This is a genomic window from Exiguobacterium sp. s125 (assembly GCF_018618605.1).
GTDB lineage: Bacteria > Bacillota > Bacilli > Exiguobacteriales > Exiguobacteriaceae > Exiguobacterium_A > Exiguobacterium_A oxidotolerans.
In genome coordinates, this window is record NZ_JACSMI010000001.1 from 1,381,434 (window position 1) to 1,402,229 (window position 20,796).

The 20,796-nt window shown below is 47.7% G+C and carries 23 protein-coding genes; 9 read left to right on the forward strand and 14 right to left on the reverse strand.

The annotated features are described in order from the left end of the window. Nucleotides 1-88: 88 nt before the first annotated feature. Both KNQ05_RS07055 and KNQ05_RS07060 read right to left on the reverse strand, forming a co-directional pair. The gene (locus KNQ05_RS07055; protein WP_214767479.1) at nucleotides 89-796 is read right to left on the reverse strand and encodes an AAA family ATPase; all 708 of its coding nucleotides are present in this window, start codon (nucleotides 794-796) and stop codon (nucleotides 89-91) included. 17 nt (nucleotides 797-813) lie between these two features. Continuing rightward, entirely contained in the window at nucleotides 814-1,554 is a 741-nt protein-coding gene (locus KNQ05_RS07060; RefSeq protein WP_214804915.1) for a hypothetical protein, read from the reverse strand. A gap of 149 nt (nucleotides 1,555-1,703) precedes the next feature. Here KNQ05_RS07060 and KNQ05_RS07065 point away from each other — a divergent pair, with 149 nt between their 5' ends. Next, entirely contained in the window at nucleotides 1,704-2,648 is a 945-nt protein-coding gene (locus tag KNQ05_RS07065) for a DUF2268 domain-containing putative Zn-dependent protease (RefSeq protein ID WP_214804916.1), read from the forward strand. A 160-nt stretch (nucleotides 2,649-2,808) separates the two neighbouring features. Here KNQ05_RS07065 and KNQ05_RS07070 read toward each other — a convergent pair whose 3' ends face one another. The 3 genes from KNQ05_RS07070 to KNQ05_RS07080 are packed head-to-tail and all read right to left on the reverse strand — an operon-like array spanning nucleotide 2,809 to nucleotide 5,044. After that, a complete protein-coding gene (locus tag KNQ05_RS07070) occupies nucleotides 2,809-3,624 on the reverse strand; it encodes a MetQ/NlpA family ABC transporter substrate-binding protein (RefSeq protein WP_214804918.1) in 816 nt (271 codons plus the stop codon). A gap of 18 nt (nucleotides 3,625-3,642) precedes the next feature. Continuing rightward, nucleotides 3,643-4,305 carry a methionine ABC transporter permease gene (locus KNQ05_RS07075; RefSeq protein ID WP_088836810.1) on the reverse strand — a complete coding sequence of 221 codons (663 nt, stop codon included), beginning with the start codon at nucleotides 4,303-4,305 and terminating at the stop codon, nucleotides 3,643-3,645. Beyond that, nucleotides 4,298-5,044 carry a methionine ABC transporter ATP-binding protein gene (locus tag KNQ05_RS07080; RefSeq protein ID WP_214804920.1) on the reverse strand — a complete coding sequence of 249 codons (747 nt, stop codon included), beginning with the start codon at nucleotides 5,042-5,044 and terminating at the stop codon, nucleotides 4,298-4,300. The genes KNQ05_RS07075 and KNQ05_RS07080 overlap by 8 nt, the downstream gene beginning before the upstream one ends. Before the next feature lie 287 nt (nucleotides 5,045-5,331). On the opposite strand from KNQ05_RS07080, the gene KNQ05_RS07085 reads away from it, so the two are divergent. The 3 genes from KNQ05_RS07085 to KNQ05_RS07095 all read left to right on the forward strand — a co-directional run bounded on the left by KNQ05_RS07085 (nucleotide 5,332) and on the right by KNQ05_RS07095 (nucleotide 7,102). Beyond that, nucleotides 5,332-6,444, forward strand: coding sequence for a GGDEF domain-containing protein (locus KNQ05_RS07085; protein WP_214804922.1), 1,113 nt, complete (start codon nucleotides 5,332-5,334; stop codon nucleotides 6,442-6,444). A gap of 64 nt (nucleotides 6,445-6,508) precedes the next feature. Next, nucleotides 6,509-6,685 (forward strand): hypothetical protein, encoded by a 177-nt coding sequence (locus tag KNQ05_RS07090; RefSeq protein ID WP_167331096.1) that lies wholly within the window; start codon nucleotides 6,509-6,511, stop codon nucleotides 6,683-6,685. Between the two features lie 12 nt (nucleotides 6,686-6,697). Beyond that, a complete protein-coding gene (locus tag KNQ05_RS07095) occupies nucleotides 6,698-7,102 on the forward strand; it encodes a DUF350 domain-containing protein (RefSeq protein WP_029333388.1) in 405 nt (134 codons plus the stop codon). Nucleotides 7,103-7,143: 41 nt separating this feature from the next. Here the strand turns inward: KNQ05_RS07095 and KNQ05_RS07100 are convergent, their stop codons facing one another. The 3 genes from KNQ05_RS07100 to trhA form a co-directional block, all read right to left on the reverse strand. Then, nucleotides 7,144-7,401, reverse strand: a complete 258-nt coding sequence (locus KNQ05_RS07100; protein WP_088836807.1) for a hypothetical protein — start codon at nucleotides 7,399-7,401, stop codon at nucleotides 7,144-7,146. A gap of 68 nt (nucleotides 7,402-7,469) precedes the next feature. After that, complete coding sequence (rpiA, locus tag KNQ05_RS07105) at nucleotides 7,470-8,168, reverse strand: ribose-5-phosphate isomerase RpiA (RefSeq protein WP_214767460.1); 699 nt, start codon at nucleotides 8,166-8,168, stop codon at nucleotides 7,470-7,472. 109 nt (nucleotides 8,169-8,277) lie between these two features. Then, the gene (gene trhA / locus KNQ05_RS07110) at nucleotides 8,278-8,925 is read right to left on the reverse strand and encodes a PAQR family membrane homeostasis protein TrhA (RefSeq protein WP_088836805.1); all 648 of its coding nucleotides are present in this window, start codon (nucleotides 8,923-8,925) and stop codon (nucleotides 8,278-8,280) included. Nucleotides 8,926-9,040: 115 nt separating this feature from the next. Here trhA and KNQ05_RS07115 point away from each other — a divergent pair, with 115 nt between their 5' ends. From KNQ05_RS07115 to KNQ05_RS07125, 3 genes are read left to right on the forward strand one after another with little or no spacing between them, the layout of a single operon-like run. After that, nucleotides 9,041-9,562, forward strand: a complete 522-nt coding sequence (locus KNQ05_RS07115) for a DUF1836 domain-containing protein (protein WP_214804924.1) — start codon at nucleotides 9,041-9,043, stop codon at nucleotides 9,560-9,562. A 55-nt stretch (nucleotides 9,563-9,617) separates the two neighbouring features. Continuing rightward, complete coding sequence (locus KNQ05_RS07120) at nucleotides 9,618-10,592, forward strand: DUF4003 family protein (protein WP_214804926.1); 975 nt, start codon at nucleotides 9,618-9,620, stop codon at nucleotides 10,590-10,592. A gap of 24 nt (nucleotides 10,593-10,616) precedes the next feature. After that, complete coding sequence (locus KNQ05_RS07125) at nucleotides 10,617-11,186, forward strand: class I SAM-dependent methyltransferase (protein WP_214804928.1); 570 nt, start codon at nucleotides 10,617-10,619, stop codon at nucleotides 11,184-11,186. A 112-nt stretch (nucleotides 11,187-11,298) separates the two neighbouring features. Here KNQ05_RS07125 and KNQ05_RS07130 read toward each other — a convergent pair whose 3' ends face one another. The 4 genes from KNQ05_RS07130 to KNQ05_RS07145 all read right to left on the reverse strand — a co-directional run bounded on the left by KNQ05_RS07130 (nucleotide 11,299) and on the right by KNQ05_RS07145 (nucleotide 15,532). Further along, entirely contained in the window at nucleotides 11,299-11,541 is a 243-nt protein-coding gene (locus tag KNQ05_RS07130; protein WP_214801197.1) for a hypothetical protein, read from the reverse strand. A gap of 59 nt (nucleotides 11,542-11,600) precedes the next feature. Next, nucleotides 11,601-13,355, reverse strand: a complete 1,755-nt coding sequence (locus KNQ05_RS07135; protein ID WP_214804930.1) for an EAL domain-containing protein — start codon at nucleotides 13,353-13,355, stop codon at nucleotides 11,601-11,603. Nucleotides 13,356-13,374: 19 nt separating this feature from the next. After that, on the reverse strand, nucleotides 13,375-15,024 hold the full coding sequence (locus KNQ05_RS07140; protein ID WP_251132424.1) for a sensor histidine kinase: 1,650 nt from the start codon (nucleotides 15,022-15,024) through the stop codon (nucleotides 13,375-13,377). 70 nt (nucleotides 15,025-15,094) lie between these two features. Beyond that, nucleotides 15,095-15,532, reverse strand: a complete 438-nt coding sequence (locus KNQ05_RS07145) for a YaiI/YqxD family protein (protein WP_214804932.1) — start codon at nucleotides 15,530-15,532, stop codon at nucleotides 15,095-15,097. Nucleotides 15,533-15,662: 130 nt separating this feature from the next. Between KNQ05_RS07145 and KNQ05_RS07150 the strand changes: the two genes are divergently transcribed. Next, nucleotides 15,663-17,411 (forward strand): ABC transporter ATP-binding protein, encoded by a 1,749-nt coding sequence (locus KNQ05_RS07150; protein ID WP_214801194.1) that lies wholly within the window; start codon nucleotides 15,663-15,665, stop codon nucleotides 17,409-17,411. Beyond that, nucleotides 17,408-18,295 (forward strand): NAD(P)-dependent oxidoreductase, encoded by an 888-nt coding sequence (locus tag KNQ05_RS07155; protein ID WP_088836797.1) that lies wholly within the window; start codon nucleotides 17,408-17,410, stop codon nucleotides 18,293-18,295. Before KNQ05_RS07150 ends, KNQ05_RS07155 begins: the two co-directional genes overlap by 4 nt. A 995-nt stretch (nucleotides 18,296-19,290) precedes the next feature. Here the strand turns inward: KNQ05_RS07155 and KNQ05_RS07160 are convergent. Both KNQ05_RS07160 and KNQ05_RS07165 read right to left on the reverse strand, forming a co-directional pair. Beyond that, nucleotides 19,291-19,923: a DUF975 family protein gene (locus KNQ05_RS07160; RefSeq protein WP_088836796.1), complete on the reverse strand. Its 633-nt coding sequence runs from the start codon at nucleotides 19,921-19,923 to the stop codon at nucleotides 19,291-19,293. A gap of 190 nt (nucleotides 19,924-20,113) precedes the next feature. Next, entirely contained in the window at nucleotides 20,114-20,773 is a 660-nt protein-coding gene (locus KNQ05_RS07165) for a copper homeostasis protein CutC (protein ID WP_088836795.1), read from the reverse strand. Nucleotides 20,774-20,796 lie beyond the last annotated feature (23 nt).

Genomic DNA, 20,796 nt, shown 5'->3' on the forward strand with positions numbered 1-20,796 from the left:
TAAATTTTATTTCATTTTTTTGAAATTCGAGTAATTCAACGCAAAAAAAAGATACACTCGCGTTCGAATGCATCTTGAACAGGTTAGTTTAGGCGGTTGGTTGCTCCGCCAAGAAACGCTCAAACGCGATGTCTGGATTATCGGTCTCATAACGCGCGACGAAGGCATGATAGGAACCGCTGTAGACGATTTTTCCGTGATGGAGAAAATGCATCTTGCACGGCAGGTGGGCGACTTCATGCAGTATGTGCGTCGACAATAATACGATTTTTTGACGGTCGAGTAACGCACCGATCGCCTCGACGACGAAACGCCGTGACTCCGGGTCAAGCCCGACCGTCGGCTCGTCAAAGATGTAGAGTGTACGATCGAGATGACAGACCGTCCGGATGACCAGCCACCGTTTTTCACCGGCTGACATCTGACCGAGCCGTAAGTCTTGCAGACGCTCTAACCGGCTTCGTTCCTGTTCGCGTAACGAGGCGACATATGTATCCCATAACGAACGGAACGGCTCCGTCCGGTCACTTTTCAAAATCAACCGGACTAAATCTTTTCCTTTCAGCATCGGCGGAAGCGGTGCCTGCTGCAATTGATAAAGAATCTCCGTCCGTTTAAACGGCGGTTGAAACCCGTCCGCCGGGAGCGCCCCGGCGACGACGTCAAACAACGTCGATTTCCCTGATCCGTTTAAACCAATCACGACGTTCAACCGTTCCGGATCGAGATCAAGATCCGCTTTATCTAAAATCATCCGTTTTTCATCATAGCTGTAATCGATTGTCCCGAGTTGCATTTGTCCGTCCCCTTCCGTTAACGATTTGTTTTTGACGTGATCGACAACCGCTGATAGGCAACGTAGCCGACTACTAAATAAACCAGGATGCCTGTCAGAATCGACAAGCCCATCATCCCGTCACTGACACTGCCTGTCAGGAAGCGGGCTTCATTCAAGATTAAATTCGCCGGATTCAGGAATGAAAAATACGCAAGCAATCGATTATCCGTCAGTTCAAATACATCTATGAAAATGAAGACGGCAAAAATTAAAATCGTCCCGAGCGGTGTCATCGTCTCCGGCTTCAATGGGAGTGCTGCAATCAGCAGGCTACAGGCAAAGACCGGTAACGGGATGATGAGCGCAAGCAATCCGGTCATCAGCACGGTCTTCAGCAACGGTTGATGAAACAAAACCGCCATCATCAGGCTGGCAGCGAACATGTTCAACGTGAGGAAAAACCATTGCGACATGAGACGTCCGAAGATGACCGGGAATTTTTGCCCGGACAAAAACGTATACATCTTCAAAAAGCCGCTCTCCCGTTGGTTGAGTAATGATATGCCAATTCCATTGATTGCAGTCAACACAATCATGATCGCAAAGAATTGAATCATCGCCGACTGAAAGACCGTCCACGTCGGGGAATCCTTGAACCAGTCGAAGTGATTGAGGAGAATGATGACGAGTGGTACGGCGAGCGTATAGAGATAAGCAAACTTATTGAAGAACATTTCTTTGTTGTAAAGCAAAAAGAATTCATAACTTTTCCGCACGCGGTTCCCTCCTAGTGTGTAATCCAATAAAATCCATAATCAAATTGATTCTTACATTATCTTACTATACGCTAACAAAAGAAGAAATGTTTCAAAAAATGGTTTCTTCGAACGTTCTCCCACAGACCAAAAGAAAGGATGTGATCGGAATGAAACGATTGATCGTGAGTGCCGTCTTGGCCAGCTTACTCGCCGGGTGCTCCGAGGAACCGGAAGCACAAAAAACCAAGCCGACGGGTATTACCTTCACGCAAGATGATAAAACAATTAAGATCATCCCACTTTACGATGTCTATCAGTCATATGTCGATGCAGCACTGAAAGCTCCGACTGAAAACGGAGCGCTGTTCGAAAAATACGTTTTAAAGGAAAACGATCGTATCCGTGAGCAGGAGCAGGTTTCGGAACAGCTTGGTGTCTATAATCCGCTCGACCGACCGATGAACGATCTCAAACACTTAAAAGAAAATGTTACCTACTTACAGCAGCATCAAACCGAGATACAGCAACAAATTAAACAATCGTTACAACAAGCATCAAAACAGTTACCCCGCCAAAACGATTTAGTCGTTCTAGTCGCTCCAATTAATTCAGATAATCCCGTGAATAACAAACGGATGGGTGGTGTGACAGGAATTGCACTCGCCAAAAACCTGTTAGTGCTTTATATCGATCGTGATGTCGATCAATCGATGCTTGCCTATACAGTTGCCCATGAATACCATCACACCGTTTTACTCGAAAAGCTTGGAATTTCATCGATTGCCGATAATATCATTTCGGAAGGAAAAGCGGACTTATTTGCGAAAGGTCTTTATCCAGATGTCAATCCACCTTGGACAGAACCGCTGCTCGACCATTCCTTTAAGCATGTTCTGCATGAAGTAAATTCGTATCACGCCAAATTTTCAGACTTACAGAACGGTAATTCTGATTTGCAGATCCCCGGTTGGTCGAATTATGCAATCGGAAATACGATTATGACCGACTTCATTCAGAAAAATCCCGACACTTCCGTTGAAAAATGGACGCATCTACCGACAGGCGATATTTTAGAGCAAAGCGGTTATGCAAAACAATTGACGGCACATTAAAGCGGTTTTGAGTTGATCAGGCAGACCGTCTATTGTGCTTTAATCAACAATCGTTTTAAAAAAATCACCTGCTTTACACGACGCCGAGCGGACGTGTGAAGCGGGTGATTTTTTAAACTGAGTTCTAGCGATTGTCCGACAAGTCACTTTTGTTTGAGTATCAGTTAAAAGCCGGTATCGCCGTTTCATCATAATTTTCTTCTAAGAACTTTTTGACTTCCGGACTCGTCATCGCTTTCGCAAGCTTCTGAATCGCTTCCACATCCTGATTGTCCTTCCGGGCAACGAGGGTAATCGCAAAGTCATTCTCGATGCCTTCCGTGACGAGTGCATCTTGTTTCGGCGTCAGACCGAGCGGTGCTGCATAAGCCGGTGTCATGACGACCGCGTCAGCATCATCATAAAGACGCGCGAGCATCAATAAGTCCACTTCCTTGAACTTGTAATCTTGTTTATTCTCAACGACGTCCTTAATCGTATAGTAAGATCCTGTCTTCTTTTTCAATTTAATCGCGTCATGCTGGGCGAGTAACGACAGCGAACGGTCGATGTTAGAGACGTCGTTCGCCATCGCGATGACGGCCCCCTTCGGTAGTTGATCGATTGATTTATATTCTTTCGAGTAGACACCGTAATTGGCAAAATAGATTGGTTCGATCGGAACGAGGTTCGCATCGTTATTCCGATTGAATTCCTCCATATACGGAACGTGTTGGAAGAAGTTTGCATCGACCTCTTTCGCTGCCAGCGCACTGTTTGGCTGAACGTTATCGCTCAGAACGACGACTTCCAGGTTAATCCCGTCTTCCTTTAACTGTGGTTTCACGAGATCAAGAATTTCCGTCATCGGTTTAATCAGTGACGCGACCTTCAAGGTTTTCGTCTCTTCCGTAGAACCGGTATCGCTGTCATCACTATTTCCGCAACCTGCTAAGGCCAGGACAACTATTGTCAACATCATCATCAGTTTTTTCATTTCATTTCCTACTTTCTTTTAACGTTTGTCAATCAATCGCGCTACTGTCGTACCTATGAATTGAATCAATTGGACGAGGATGACCATAATCAGGATCATGTACATCATCAACTCAGTCTGGAATTGCTGATACCCGTACCGTACGGCAAAATCTCCGATGCCCCCTCCACCGACCACTCCCATGATCGTCGAGTAGGAGATAAAACTGACGATCGATGTCGTCAGACCGAGAACGAGTCCGGACCGGGCCTCAACGAATAAAAATTTCACGACAACTTCTCGTGTCGACGCGCCCATTGAGATCGCTGCTTCGATGACGCCTTTTGGTACATCAAGTAACGATTGTTCGACGAGCCGGGAATAATGGGCGATCGCGATAATCGCAAGTGGAACGGTCGCTGCTGCCGTCCCGATGGCTGTACCGATAATCAACCGTGTAAACGGAATCAAAAAGACGACAAGTAACAAAAACGGAAAGGAGCGGACCGTGTTGACTAGCAGATTCAAACCGGAGAACAGGAAGCGATTTTCGAGTAACTGATTTTTCCGCGATAAAAACAGCAACGTTCCGACCGGCAGTCCGATCAGCACTGCAGCAAAAATCGAGACCCCTACCATCACGAACGTTTGTCCGATGGCAAGTCTGATTTCCCCTGCGTACTCGATTAATATGTCAGGCATCCGCGTTCCCCCGTTCGGTCAACTGCGTTAAGAACCAACCCGCATCACTCGTGATTTCGGCAACACCTGCAGGTTCAGTCGCGACCGTATCGCGAATCTGACCGTTCTCCATAATCGTGACGCGATTGCAAATACTCTGAATCACGTTCATTTCGTGGCTGACGAGCACGATGGTGACACCAAGCGTCCGATTAATGTTTTGAAGAACCCGTAAGATCTCCGACGTCGTACTTGGGTCGAGGGAGGACGTTGGTTCGTCACATAAGAGTACACGTGGCCGATTGGCAAGCGCACGGGCAATTGCAACACGTTGCATCTGACCGCCGCTCAGTTCGGCTGGGTACTTGTCAGGAATGGATTCCAATCCGACGAACCGGAGGCAGTCCTGAACCCGCACGGAACGCTCCTGCTTCTGCACGCGCGCGAGTTCGAGGGATACCAAAATATTCTGTTCGACCGTCTTATTCGCGACCAGATTAAAGTTTTGAAAAATCATCCCGATGTCTTGGCGAACACCCCGCAATTTATGGTGCGGTAAAGCAAGCAAATTGATGCCATCAAACTCAATGTCGCCTTCATCCGGTCGTTCGAGCAGGTTCATCAGCCGAAGCAGTGTCGATTTACCTGCTCCGCTCGCACCGATGATGCCATGAATCTCACCCTGTTCAATCATTAAGGATACTGATTGAATGACGGGTTGTTTGGAAAATGCTTTACTGACCGTATGTAATGTAATCATGTGCCCTCCCCCTTTTACCATTTTCCATTCTATCGTAAGCTCCCATTCCTTGTCATGCTGAATGCTTTTTTTCTTTCCCGCGTTATCTCACTAATTAAATAAACCATTTAGTCAAATAAACACATACATCTCATGTTCACCGTTGAGGACACCTGTATTTTTTGAAGTCATGAGAGAATATGCCCACTTCTTAACGATCAGACGAAGCACTAATGATATTTTTTTGAAAATCGATGTCGGCATTATAGTACAATAGACATAATTGGTTTAAAAGGAGTCCGCGACATATGAAAACAATCATCTATGATGTTCTTCACAATATCACTTTTTTAATGAGTGGTTTTTACTTACTCGGAAAATTATCTTCTCAACCGATTACACAGGATTCTAAACAGTCACTGCGTATTTTATATGGTCTATGTTTGAGTGTCCTCGCGATTGTGTTGATGCAGATGACGATTGAACCGGCCCCTGGAATTTTAGTCGACTTACGGCATATCCCGGTCATTGTCGCCGCCTATTTCGCTGGCCCATTGCCAACGTTCATCGTGACTGTCGCCATCATCGTTTACCGCTTTACCATCAGTACGAATTTTGCAGCTTATGCGGCATGTTTTTTCATCATCAGTCTCGCTGTCGGTATCTCCCTGATTGTCAAACTGATGCCTTTGTATTCAAAAAAGACCTTCATGACGGTGACGCTTTATGCGACACTTCTGCACGCTGTCATTTTAGGCATCGTCTTACGCGATACCGGTCAAATCGTCGAAATCCTGTCAGTCATCACCCCTGCGTCTTTCGTCAGTAGCTGGTTGACTTTACTCATCATCCAAGACATCCGGATGACGAAGCTTGCGTTACGGACGTTCCAACATAAAGCGCAAATCGACTTTTTGACGGGTCTTCACAACTCGCGTGCTTTTTCAGATTACTTAACGGACATTAAACGGCAAAGTATCTTCAATGAGCAGCAGGTCGCCCTCGTCATGATTGACATCGATCACTTTAAGTCGGTCAATGATACGTACGGGCATGAGGCTGGTGACGACGTGTTACGTCAATTCTCAAAACGGTTACGTGATGGAGTCGGAGATACTGGCTACCTGTCACGAAATGGCGGTGAAGAATTTTCACTCATCATCACAAATCTTGCGTTAACGCGCGTCTTGGCCCTCGCTGAAGAATTGCGTGAGCGCATTGAAACTGCCCCTTTCACGACGCAGACCGGGCAAACACTCCGCGTGACGGCATCCTTTGGTGTCGCAAGCTTTGAAGAGACGACTGCAAATATTGATCATTTAGTCCGCCATGCCGATCAAGCACTGTATGCTTCTAAACAATCCGGTCGAAACCAAGTCACGCTCCACTCCGTACAAGAAGAGATCGCGACGACGACGTGATTCAATTAAGGATGGACGTAATCAAAAAAATCAGCTACGTTTGATAGTAAGGCAGGTGAAGAATATGAAGTTAACAAAAGGACCGTACATTTTCATTGGTCTTCTCCTCGGTTTATTGTTTGGATTTATCGGAGATAATTTTTATCTGTATGTATCCGCCGGGATTTTAGTAGGTGCCTTACTTGAGCTCTATGTCGCGATTCAGCAAAAAAAAGACCGCAACAACAAGAAACGTTCTTAAGGGGGAAATGGTATGGCATTCAGTGACTTGTTTTTATCAACACTCGCCTATATCGGTGTAGCGACGCTCTTGCTCGCAATCGGTGTTGTCCTGTTTGAAGTGACGACGAAATCAAAGGAAATGGAATTGATTCGTCAAGGTAAAAAAGCAGCCGTCTATGCGTTCGGCGGACGGATCCTCGGACTTGCGATCGTGCTTTATTCAAGTATCGCAAACTCTGTCAGCATCCTCGACATGGTTTTGTGGGGGGCTCTCGCGATCGTTTTCCAAATCGTCCTGTTTTATCTTGCCGATCTGCTCATTCCGCGTCTCAGCATGACGAAGGAAATCGATGCCAACAACGAAGCCGTTGGTTTATTGTTATTGTTCCTCTCGTTATCAATCGGCTTAATCATCGCCGGGTCTCTTACATACTAAAAAAAATGACAGAAATCCGGAAGCGGACTTCTGTCATTTTTTTATTTATCTAATTCATCGAGTTCTTGTTGCGAACGCGGGAATCCGTTCGCTTGCCACTCTGATCGGTATATCGAATCAAGCTTCGTCAATCCTACTTCATCCTCGTCTTTATCCGCATCTTGACTCTCATCTTGATCGAGGTGGTCCAAATACTCCTTCAAATGACTCGGCGGGCGGCGTGATTTTATTTTTTTCATGACAAGTCCTGTACCTGCCAATACACCGGCTCCAAATAAAAATCGCTTCCGTAGCTTCATGACTGTTCCTCCTTAAAAAAACGAGTAATGATGCACTACTTATCTATCCCGACTACGTTGAGTCAAGTTCAAACGATTCCGCCACCGCTCCGTAGCGTCGGGTGGGCAAGCAGTTTGATATTTCCGTGTTCTAGAGTCAACACATGATCCGGTTGCCGCTCAAAATAACCGGTTTCGATGACACCACTCCATGACTTCAATTCCCGTACGAAATGGGCGACGTCCGGGACACGATCCAGGGCGACATCCAAAATCAAATGGCCTCCATCCGTCACGAATGCTTCTCCCGCCGTTTCGCGGTGTGTATAGGAAATTCCTTTGTCCGCAAGAAGTCGTTCGACGTGTGTCCGTCCGAACGGTTCGACTTCGACCGGTAAAGGTCCCATCAACTGGCGGACGAACTTCGAGCTGTCTGCGAGATACAACACTTCGCGTGCTTGCAGCGCGACGAGCTTTTCCCGGAACAATGCGCCGCCGCCACCTTTGATGACTTGGAACTGTTCATCAATCTGGTCAATTCCGTCGATGACGAGATCAAGCTGTTCGACATCACGTAACTGACGCATCGGTATTCCGAGCCGCTTGCCCTGTTCTTCCGTCTCAATCGACGTCGCGATCGCTTCGATTTTTAATCCTTCGTCCACTGCTTTTCCTACAGCATCAATAAAATAGCGTGTCGTCGAACCCGTACCGAGACCGAGTGTCATGCCGGGTTTTACATATGCGAGTGCAGCTTGCGCAATCAATGCTTTATCCTGTTCTTGCATCGTTCACCCTCCATTCTCTAATTCCAGTTCACTGATAGTTTTCCCGAATCCTGCGCCTTTTAATCAAAAAACCAGGTGCGACGTCTCCGTCGTACCCGGTTCATGAACGTTAAATGACGAAGAAATAGACGCAACAGAAGTGTGCGAGACTTCCAAGTAAGACAAAGACGTGGAAAATTTCGTGGAAACCAAGGTGCTTGAACGATAATGCGCTTGGTTTCAATCCGTAAATGACTCCACCGACAGTATAAAAGATTCCGCCGAGGAACAGTAAGCCGATTCCGACTGGCGACAGAACTGCGGCAAGCGGCGTGATCGCGAAGACCATGATCCAGCCCATTCCGATATAAAGCGTCGTCGATAACCAACGCGGACTGTTGAACCAGACTAACTTAAATGTGATTCCGAAGACGGCAATCAACATGACAATCGAGAACAATACCCAACCGGTCGGTCCGTTCAAACTGATGAGACAAAACGGTGCGTAGGATCCGGCAATCAATAAATAAATCATCGAGTGATCAAGGCGGCGCCAAATCGCGATCGCCCGGTCACTTGCAAGTACCATATGATAAGTTGCCGAGACGGAATACAGGGCGATCATACTGACTCCGAAAATGATGGCCGCGACAATGGCGATGGCCGCGCCCCGTTCAAGTGAGGCCTTGATGACTAGAGCAAGAAGTCCGACAAAGGCAAAGACGGCTCCCCCGAGATGAGTCAATCCATTAATCGGTTCGCGCATATACGTTTTCATAAGTTACCCTCCAAAAGTTATGTAGTTTTCAATACTACATGGCGTTATATAGATATCTTATCATATAGTAGAGAAATAGAAAGCATTACCTGTAAATTTCATGGAGGTTTTTTTAATGACACACGATGACGACAAATTGCGACCGCTCGATCGCCAACTCCAGTTAGACGATATTCCGAACATCGACTTATATATGGATCAAGTCATTCAATTGTTCGAACGGACGTTTGAAGCAACGACGCGGACAGAAGGCGAAACGATTTTGACGAAGACGATGATTAACAATTACGCGAAAAAGAAACTCTTTTTCCCCGTCACGAATAAAAAGTATACGAAGAATCATCTCATTTTGATCAGCTTGATTTATCAACTGAAAGGAACCGTCTCAATCAATGACATCAAAGCAACATTGACTGAATTGAATCAAGGTGTCGCAAACGAGACGCTCAATCTGGAAGCCTTTTATGCAAGCTACCTGGAAAACACGGTACGGAATCTAGAGACATTCGAAGCTGAGCAAGCGTCGGCTGATGAAAACGAACCAATCGATCAGCTGCAACAAATCCTTTCACTTGCACATATGAGCAATCTCTATCGACGTGCCGCCGAACGAATGATTGATCAACTCGACGGTTAACTTCTACCGGGTGCTCATGGTAAAATAGGGAAAATGAAGATGGGGGTGGGCTGTGATGGAGGAAAGCACACGCTTTTTGCATCAGCTCGAAGACGTAGGACAGTATTTTGTTAGCTACCAAGACAATATCTTGATCGAACTTGCTTTTGATCAAACGATTGGTCATTATGCGACAGAATTTTCGACGCTCGAACAGACTGCTGATTACATCGAACTTCACTTACATTCGCACCAGACCCAGGCACTGCTCCTCGCATCGAAAATCCACGCTTTTGATGCGTCTCCGTTTGAGCGCATCACGGAAATGATGTCGATTCAAAGTTTTTTTGCGACGCATCGCATGACGCATCCTGCAAATGCCTTCTCGACCGCTCTGCTGATCAGCCGGCTTAATCCATCGGATGCTCACTTACATCGGACGTTATCCCTTTACCGACTCGCCAAAAAACAACACCGTTTCATCGTTTCCCCTTTACTCGGCTCATTCTTCTTTTTCCAATGTTACAAGCGCGGTGAGGTCGAGCATCTTCTTGCACGAGTGGAAGATGCTTACGATCTGTTGAAGAAACCGTTTGGTCGCGCCCAACAGACCTATATCGTCGCTCTCCTATTTTCACTTTTACCTGCAGACGATTTCGAGGCGTATGTCGACCAATTACGGGCGTCGCGCGCACGTTATCGTAAATCTCACATCCCACTTGCATTCCACGGTCTGCTCGCCTTACTCGGTGATCCTGCCGAACATGCTTCAAAACTCGACCAAATCGTCGAGCAACTCCGCTCGGATGTCCACTTCAAGCATCGAAAAGACTTACTTTTTTTAACGGCTGTCCGGCTCTATCTTGCGAATCATCCGACACTGCAACAACTGTTTGCTCAACTCGCTCCGACGATCGACGACATGGCGACGGAAACAGTCCCCTTTTTACTGTTTCCAATCGATATTACTGACACGTCGCATGCGACAGATGGCGGAATGGTCGACGGCGGATTTGACGGCGATGCGGGGAGTAGCAGTAGCGATGCTTGACGATGATCCTACAGGAGGTTTCCCATGAAAAAAGTTGCGTACGATACGTATTATTTAGATGAAAATTATTTCGGACAGCCTTATCCGGGACTCGTCTCTTTTTTTAGTGAATATCAACCGAAGGGACACGTGCTCGATTTAGGATGTGGTCAAGGACGGGACGCCTTGTTACTCGGACAGTTGGGTTATACCGTGACGGGTGTCGATCATTCCGTCGTCGGCATCACCCAGCTCAACCAACACGCTTCAGTAAAGGGCTATGTTGTCGAAAGCATTGTCGGCAATGCTTATGCCTTTCCGATTTCCGAACAGATCGATGTCGTGTTGTTAGACTCGATGCTGCATTTCCATAAAATTGATTTAAAGAACGAAACGACGTTCGTAAACAACATCTTGAACCAGTTGCGCGAAGGCGCAGTCTTCGTCAATTGCATGCTGCAAGGGACAAACCGCGAACAGGTATTAAAAAATATTCTTTCTGATTCTCCTTATGAATGGGAAACGCTCGCTGACACATATACTGAATATGCAGAAGCAAATGCAACATTCCATCTGCTCGCCGTAAAAAAGCGAGGTCCCGTTCCGCCCGATTGAACGAAAAAGAAGTCTTTGCCAGACTACCTCTTTATTTGCATTCAAAAAGGCATCGACTCATCTGAAAGAGTGGATGCCTTTTAGGTGCGTGGAACGAATACGGTTCGCTCACTTAGTTATCTTGATTCGTTTCCTCGTTCGCTTCGACGTCAGAGTCATCGTCTGCTTCATGCGAAAGATCCGGTTGTTCGGACGCATCGTCTGATTTCTCAGCATCCGCTTTTTGGTTTTTTGCTTGATCGTGCTTGTCGCGAGTATCCGGTGCCGCGTCTTTATCACGTCCCGCAATTTCATCGTTCGTCATCTGATTACCTGATGTAATCGGATCTGTTTCTTTATCGTGTTGTTCATTCATGAGAAATCCCCCTTAACAAAATTAAGCTACAGTTAAGAGTATTCCCTGAACGATTTCCGTTAAACATCAAGAGGTTGCATTTTCTTCGCAAAGTCCGTAATCAACTTATCGAGCGGTTGCGGATGATGCAGATAGTGCCCCTGGACATATAAACGTTCGCCTAGCATTTCTACCTGCCTGTATTGCGATAATGTCTCGACCTCTTGAATGACGAGCGAAACACCGAGCGCCTCCGTCAAGGCATAGACCGACCGGATCATCGACTGTTCGAGCTGATTTTGAGCCAAACGTCGGGTGAAGATCGGATCGAGTTTGACCGCCTGGACCGGTAGATGAAGCAATGAATTGAGCGATGCATAATGGCTACCGAAATGATCGACCGTCAAGCGGTATCCCGCGCTTCGTAACAGTTGAAGGCGCTCAATTGCTTTTTTCCGTCCTGTCTGCAATACTTCTTCCCGAATCTCGAGGACGACACGATCTTGTTTAAAGTTTGCTTGCTTCGAAAAAGACAAGAGTTCTTCTAACAGTTGATTCGACTGAAATTGACTCGCGGAAAGATTGACCGCAACCGAAACCGGTAAGTCGAATTCTGCTTCGAACCGTTCGCGATCGGCAATCGCTTGGCGAATCGTAAATCGACCGATGTCGCCAAAGACCCCCATACGTTCTGCAATTGGAATGAAGTCAGTCGGGCTGACGAATCCGAGCACCGGATGGTTCCAGCGTAATAAGGCTTCGACCGCAACGGTCATCCCTCGCTTCATATCAAGAATCCGCTGGTAATACAGTTCGAATTGCCCGCGTTCTAACGCATGCGTCAACTCTTCTTCAAGAACGGAAGCGAACGGATGCTGTTCGAACTCCCGCTGTTGATTGACGAACAGCATTCCATTTTTCCCATCGAGCTTCACTTGTTGCATCAAGGCCTCTGCCGCATAGACTTGCGTCTGTCGGTTCGTATAATCCCCCGTCAACAAACTGACACCGGACGACGCCGTCAAATGAATTGGTTCAAATCCGATGTCCGCGATCGGCGCCTCGATTGCTGCCATGATGTAATCGGCATACATCGCACCCGTTTGTTCAAACTCTCGTTCATCAAGCGGCGCAAGAATGATGAATTCATTGCCGTCCTTCCGTCCGACAACATGATTCGGAATCGGAACATATTTCAGCCGGTCGGCGAGGACTTGTAAAACCCGGTTGCCGACACGGTATCCGAATTTGGCATTGACAGCGTGAAAGTTATCCAGGTTCAAGACCATTAAAAATGCCGGATGAATCGTCACACTTGAAATCAAACGGTTCATGTACCGTTCATTGTACACATCCGTCAAGGCATCTTTAATGACGTATGTTTCGACACTGATCGATTTGCTGATGATATCAGCGTAATGTTCAATCAATGCTAAATCGCTCGCCGAGAAGTCATATGGTCGATCGTCAAAGGCACAAAGCGTTCCGATTTTCTCATTGTCGGCGTTTTTGATTGCGACGCCAAGAAAGCTCCCGTTTCCTAATGCCTTTGTGACGGGATGGTCGACCGTCAATGGACTCGTCAATAACTCATTGATTTGAATTTTCCCTGCATTCTCATCGATGACCAGTTTACAAAGGACGTGGTTGAACACATGCGTCGATCCTTCTTCAATCAATTCTTGATCTTGATTGATTGCTTTGACGATGAAGTTGCTACTTGAATCATTCAGTGCGAAAAATAACGAATTGACGCCAATTTTTTCACTGAGTTTCTCTAAAATTTCTTCGACGAGCGGATGTAAGGCTTCGTAGCGGCTTTGAGAATTATCCATTGTGCTGCCTCCTTTCGTATCATGACATCGGATGAATCGGGAACTCAACGATGAAGCGACTTCCGACACCAACTTCTGACTGAACAGAAATCGCCCCCCCATGGTCCATGACGATCATTTTACAAATCGCAAGTCCGAGACCTGTCCCGCCAATTTTCCGGGTATCTGAGTTATCGGCCCGGTAGAATTTATCAAAAATGAACGGTAACGCCTTATCCGGAATACCGATCCCTTCATCTTCGACTTCAATCCGGACGTCTTGTGCTGTCACTTCAGTACGTATCTCGATGTTTCCACCATTCGGTGAGTATTTGATCGCATTCATGATTAAGTTCGTAAACAATTGCTTCATTTTTTCTTCGCTTGCCATCAAGAGATGCGCCCCTGAACCGAACGCCATCCGAACTGTATGTTCACTGCTCGCTAACTCGAACATCGTTTTCATTTCAATCAGCAGTTTCTTTAAATCAATCGTTCTTTTCGTTGCCCCTTGCGTCAAATCTTCACCCTTTTGAATTTCGAGGATGTCGTGGATCAGCTCAGACAAACGGACGGTCTCGGAATAAATCGTCTCAAGGTATTTCTTTTGACGGGGTCCGTCGAGGGAACGCTTCATCAACAATTCTGTGAATCCCATGATTGAAGAGAGCGGCGTCCGCAGTTCGTGAGAGACGATGGACACGAATTCAGCTTGCTTCAAGTCGAGTTCTTTATCTTTCGTCACATCGCGCAAGACGAGCATCATGCCCCACTCGACGTTCGCAATCGCAATCCGCTCCGCATAGGCACTGAGCAAGAGATTGCCTCGAAAGGCTGACAGTTCAATCGTTTCACCCGGTATATCACCGTTCATCAGCTGACCAATATAATCGTGCAACGCATCCGGTTGGTCGACGTGCTCAAACAGCGATGTCGCCCGCTCGTAGGCATGCCGAAATCCTTGTGCTTGATTCAACAGTTTTGGCGGGAACATATCGAGCAACGCTTGGTTGGCATAGATTTGTTCGCCACTACTCTCGATGTAGAGGACTGCTTCGCGAATCGAATCGAGTAACTGGTACGTCTTGATTTTTTCATGCTCCATCTGATGGAACAAGAGGTGTCGCTCTAACGTCATCCCGAGCTTGCGTGACAAGTCTAAGATGTCTCCGACTTGTTCTAAATTAAATTGCTCGAACTCATGCTTTAAATAAATCAACCCGACGACACTGTTGTTACTCGGTGACTGGATTGGAATCGCGGACTCATATCCTCCTGTTTCAATCGGCAGTTGGACGGACTTTCGCATCACGAATGCACGGCGCAAAACGGAATATTGATCTAAGTCCTTTTCAATCAACTCCATCTCTTCCACCGCCTCTGTCACGACATGACTGAGTTGTTCGCGCCGGTAGAGAATGATTGCACCACGCGTCAATCCGATGAGTGGAAGTAGCTTCAACAGAAGCGTCTCGCACGCAGATTCGACGTTTTGTGTCGCGAGTGTTTCCATGATTTCATTTCGGTGTTTTAATTTATCTTCGGCTGCGAGCAAGTCGTGTTTCAGCTGACCGATTTGTTGCTGATCCGTCGTGACGTCCGCACTTTGCTCGATCGAAGGAAACGATCCACTCTTCAAACGATATGGTCGTGTTTTTTTAGTTGGACGGTACCGCATGACTTTTTTCAATGAATTTCTTCCTCCTAGCTGAAAAATCGTTTCTAAAATTATACCACGCGTATGAGAAGGCGGGCATACATCATTTGAATTCTTCTTGCTTCAGTAAGGAGCGGAAGGACACTTCAAATTGCTCGTTTTCTAGGCGCGTCCGCTTTTTCGGTCCCTTCGTCCGTCCGCCGGCCCGACGAATTTGTTGGTCGACATGCCGCGTATGCAAGAGAAAATCAATATTGTCATCTGTAAAGATTCGTCCATTTTGGTCAATCGGCCGTCCTTTACGTGCTAAGGCAAGTGCCGCCAGTCCATAATCTTGTGTGACGATGATATCACCCGGTGAAATCCGGTTGACGATTGCATAATCGACCGCATCCGGACCTTGTCCAATTGTAATTGTCGTCGCCCCCGCCCGGTTAAATTCATGCGCTGTATCACAGACTAAAAACACGTCCGCCCCGGCGCTTAACCGGATTGTCAAATCAACGACTGGACACCCATCGGCATCGACTAATACTTTCATTTCCCTCTTCCTCTCTGTTTACCTATCTGTCTTCAGTGTCCGCGAGAAACAGAAACACTGTCAAGCGAATCGCTATAAGTTGACCCGAGTCCGTTTTCGCAAGACAATAGATAGGAAAGGAAGTGCCCGTATGGAGCAAGCTACATTCAAATCATTTTTACATCTTCTCAAAAAAAGTAATCCCCCTGTCGGTCTGCTATCAGCAGCCGTCGCCGTATCGGTCATCCAGGCATTAGCAGCACTGATGATTCCATGGTTTCTGAAATCACTGATTGATAATTTCTCGGTCGATCGGCTGACACCCGGACTGATTTCCTTATTCATCGTCGTTTTTCTCGTCCAACTCGTCAGTAACGCCTTTTCGATTTACTGGCTCCAGATTGCCGGGCAACGCATCGTCGCCAACTTGCGGACATTACTGTGGAAACATCTCCTCGGTCTACCGGTTCCATTTTATGATGAAACAAAATCAGGGGAGCTCGTCTCCCGCCTCAACAATGACGCGACGACGTTACAACAGTTGTTGTCGGAGCAGCTCGTCCGCCTGTTGACATCCGTCGTTTCCATCATCGGGGCCATCACGATTTTATTTTTCCTCGATTGGCAGATGACGCTTGTCATGGTGATCGCCGTTCCGTTGACGTTACTGATCATCATCCCGCTCGTCCGGAAACTGCATGAGATTTCCCGGGCGACACAAAAAGAACTCGCTGGATTATCCGGCTTCTTCGCCGAGATGTTGAGCGAAGTCCGGCTCATCAAATCGCAAGCGACCGAGTCTTACGAAATGGACCGTGGAAACGAAAAGATTGAGAATCTCTTCGGCTTCGGCGTCAAAGAAGGTCGGATTCAAGCGATTCTGTTACCGCTGTTCAACGTGACGCTGACATCGATGCTGATCATCATCATCGGCTTCGGTGCTTACCGGGTCTCGACGAACCAAATTTCTGCCGGTGAGCTCGTCGCCTTTTCACTCTACTTGTTCCAAATCATGACCCCGCTCGTGACGATGACCGAATTCATTTCGAAGCTCCAGAAAGCACGCGGGGCGACAGAACGAATTTCGGAACTTCTCGAAGAACAGCCGGAGCAACAAGGAACGCGTGACGTCACCCGTCCGTTCGGAGCGGTTCAATTCAATCAGCTCTCGTTCGGCTATGATGAGACGACGTTACTGCATGACGTGTCCTTTTCTTTGCCGCACGGCCAGACGACGGCGATCGTCGGACCAAGCGGTTCTGGAAAATCGACGTTGTTTGCGTTACTCGAACGGTTTTATCAACCAACGTCAGGTGATATTTCACTCGGACCGGACGGCATCGAGACGTTCCGGCTTGAAAGCTGGCGCCGGGCAATCGGCTACGTCGCCCAGGATTCACCCGTCTTGTCGGGAACGATTCGTGATAATTTACTGTACGGACTCGTCCGTGACGTGACGGAACAGGAAATCCGCGATGCTGCCGAAATGGCGAATGCCGATGCCTTCATTCAGTCGTTCCCGCACGGCTACATGACGGAAATCGGCGAACGCGGGGTCAAACTGTCGGGTGGACAACGGCAACGAATTGCGATCGCCCGTGCCTTGCTGCGTGATCCGGAACTCTTACTGCTCGACGAAGCGACGTCAAGCCTTGACTCAGAATCGGAACGTGTCGTCCAGGAAGCACTCGAACGTCTGATGCGCGGACGGACGACGTTCGTCATCGCTCACCGCCTGGCGACAGTCCGTCACGCGGATCAAATTATCGTTCTTGAGGACGGACGGGTTTCCGGCATCGGGACACACGACACCCTCGTCGAGACGAATGTTTTGTATAATAAACTCGTAACGCAACAATTCATCGGTCAGACCGATGCAATCAGGGGGAATCACGGATGACGAAAACGGTAGGATTTATTGGACTCGGTGTCATGGGGCAAGGAATGGTGCGGAACTTACTGAAATCCGGTTTTGCCGTCAAAGGCTATAACCGGACAAAAGAAAAAGGCTTACCGCTCGAACAGGACGGGGCGACGATCGTCGACACGATTAAAGAAGCCGTCACCGGCGCAGACGTCGTCATTTCAATCGTCGGGTACCCGGAAGACGTCGAACAGATTTACTTCAGTGAAGACGGAATTTTAGCGAATGCTGCGCCCGGGACGATCGTCATCGACATGACGACATCAAGCCCGGCGCTCGCCGTCAAAATCGCGGAGCAGGCACAAGCAAACGGGCTCGTTTCACTCGATGCACCTGTCACAGGTGGAGACCTTGGTGCGAAAAACGGGACACTCGCGATTCTTGTCGGTGGTCAAGAACAGGCTTTCGCTGACGTCAAACCATTGTTTGAGGCGATGGGACGCTCGATTTCATTATTCGGCGGTCCCGGAAAAGGACAATCGGCGAAACTCGCAAACCAGATTGCAATTGCCGGTTCAATGATCGGGACAGCTGAGATGTTATTGTTTGTCACGCGCTCCGGTATCGACCCGACGCAGTTCGTCGAGACGATTAAAAGTGGTTCTGCCGGCAGCTGGTCACTCGAGAACTTGATTCCGCGTGTCATCGCGGAGAATTATTCACCAGGATTTTTTGTCAAACATTTCATCAAAGACATGCGTCTTGCACTTGAACGGGCGGATGAGATGGGAATTTCGACACCGGGTCTCGCGCTCGTCAAATCACTGTATGACGAGCTCGCAGCGATGGGGCACGGTGAGTCTGGTACACAAGCACTCTATTTATTACTCGCTGAAAAGTCACAGCAGCAGCAACCGTAACAAAAAGGTCCGCCCGATTCAGTTGGGTGGACCTTTTTTGATTACTTGATATCGATTAATGAGAAATCGTATGTGACAATTACTTCTTGCTTCTCGTGCTTTTCACATAGGAATCATAAAGGCAAAGTCCGTTTGTTGCAGCAATCGCTTCTTGCTTCTCGTGCTTTCCACATAGAAATCATAAAGGGCAAAGTCCGTTTGTTGCGGCAACCGCTTCTTGCTTCCCGTGCTTTCCTCGGGCGAGCCGCAAGCCGTTGCTCCTTGCTTCTGACGAACAAGGAGCAGGGTCTCGCCTGGCTCTGACAGCGCAAGGTGACCTTGCGCTTTTTCCCGTAGGAGTCACGAAAAGCGAAGCGATTCTGAACATATTATCTTTGGCTTCTTGAAAATAGAACAATTCAACCGAGCCGTCCGTCTTGAATCGCTCCCTAGCGAATAGCAGTGCATTTGTGACCCTGCAGCGCAGCGAAGCGGCACAAATCACTGCCGCTTGGGAGACGAGGCAAGACTGGAACGAGCGACCGGTCGGTTTACTCCGAATTTACCATTACATGACTCACAAACAGCATACCTCTGAGCATATTATCTTTGCCTTCTTGAAAAATAGAACGATTCAACCGAGCCGTCCGTCTTGAATCGCTCCCTAGCGAATAGCAGTGCATTTGTGACCCTGCAGCGCAGCGAAGCGAAGCGGCACAAATCACTGCCGCTTGGGAGACGAGACAAGGGAGGGAGGCGCAAACGGTCGGTTTACTCCGAATTTACCATTACATGACTCACAAACAGCATACCTCTGAGCATATTATCTTTGCCTTCTTGAAAAACAGAACGATTCAACCGAGCCGTCCGTCTTGAATTGCTCCCTGGCGAATAGCAGTACATTTGTACCACTTTGTGAGACGAGGCAAGGTAGGAAGGCGCGAACGGTTGGTTTACTCCAAATCCAGTCCAACTTAAAAGGTCCTCCGATTTCTCAGAGGACCCATCCGTACCAATCATTCAGCCGCTGTCGGCCGTTCTGCTTTTAATTTCTCATAAAAATGCGCCATCGTCGTATCGAAATACGGCGTCAGGAAGATGACACCGACCGTACTCAACAAGGCGAGAATTCCCCAACCGATGAAGCTGATGTAGAGTTTGATCAAACGTCGTTTCTGTCCACGCATCATCCGTCGGCTCTCTCCTAATACTTGAATAAACGACAGTTCCGGACGATCGACGAGAATATACGGGACGAGTCGGTAAACAAGATAGAAATAGATCGCCGGTAAAATCAAAAATGATCCTGCATAGACGAGCAGTGTAACGACCGTGTACGAAAGAATCGTCCGGACATATGATTTCAACGAAGCGAATCCTTCGAACAACGTTCCGATGCCGGCTTTTTCTCCTCGAACGAACCGTAAGTAGGAAATCGTCCGTCCGACCGTGACTGGTGCCAAAATAATCGTGACGACGATGTTCAAGCCAACGAACTTCATCATACTTCCGATGTCTTCTTGATCAAACGACATTCGACTGGCCGCTAAGGCAAAAATCGCAAAATAGACGATTGAAATGCTTAGCCCAACAAACCAGTTGCCTTTTAATGTCGCGAGTGCTGTTTTTTTGTACGCTGAATTTGTCATCATAAACCCCTTCTCACTTCACTTTCCCATTTGATTTTAACGTAGTCCCGCTTGAAAAAATAGGGACGTGCTTCGATTTCAGAGAAAGTTGTGACAAACTACTGAAAGATGGACGGACGACAGCAACAAACAAAAGGAGAGGCACACCCTCCCATTCAGGGAAGATGCGCCTCTCGTAACCGATGTTTCTTTAAAGAAGTGATTTCAAAGCCGACACTCTTGATGCATCGACTTTTCCGTTAACGAGAACTGCTGAGCCGACGTGGAGTTCGGTCGCTTTCGTCGTTTCCAATAACTCTTTTGCTGCTTCGACGGTAATGCCGGAGCCCGGTAAAATCGTCAATTCCTCGTGGCGTTCAACAAGTTCCGCGATGACCGCTTGTCCTTCGAGCGCCGTTGCTTTGGCACCCGACGTCAAAATACGGTCGACTTCCGGGAAGTCGGCTAAGACCTCTGCTGCTTCGTGGATATCACGGCTGCTGTCGATGGCCCGGTGGAACGTCAGCGACAGCTCCCCTTTGTGTTTGATGACGCGACCAAGGAATCCTTCATCAATCCGTCCATCCGCTGTCAACGAACCGACGACGATGCCGGCAGCCCCTAATTCACGAATCAGATCGATATCGGTGATGATCGTTTCCTGATCCGCTTCTGAATAAACAAATGACTTACTATGTGGCCGGACAAGGACATGGACCGGGATTTCTACCGCTGAAAGAACTTGACGAATCAATCCGTAACTTGGTGTCAGTCCACCTTCCGATAAGGCAGATACGAGCTCGAGTCGATCTGCGCCTGCTTGTTCTGCAGCCGTCGCCTCTTCGACGGTTGCTGCGATTACTTCTAACATGTACATCCCTCCCGCATCAGTGT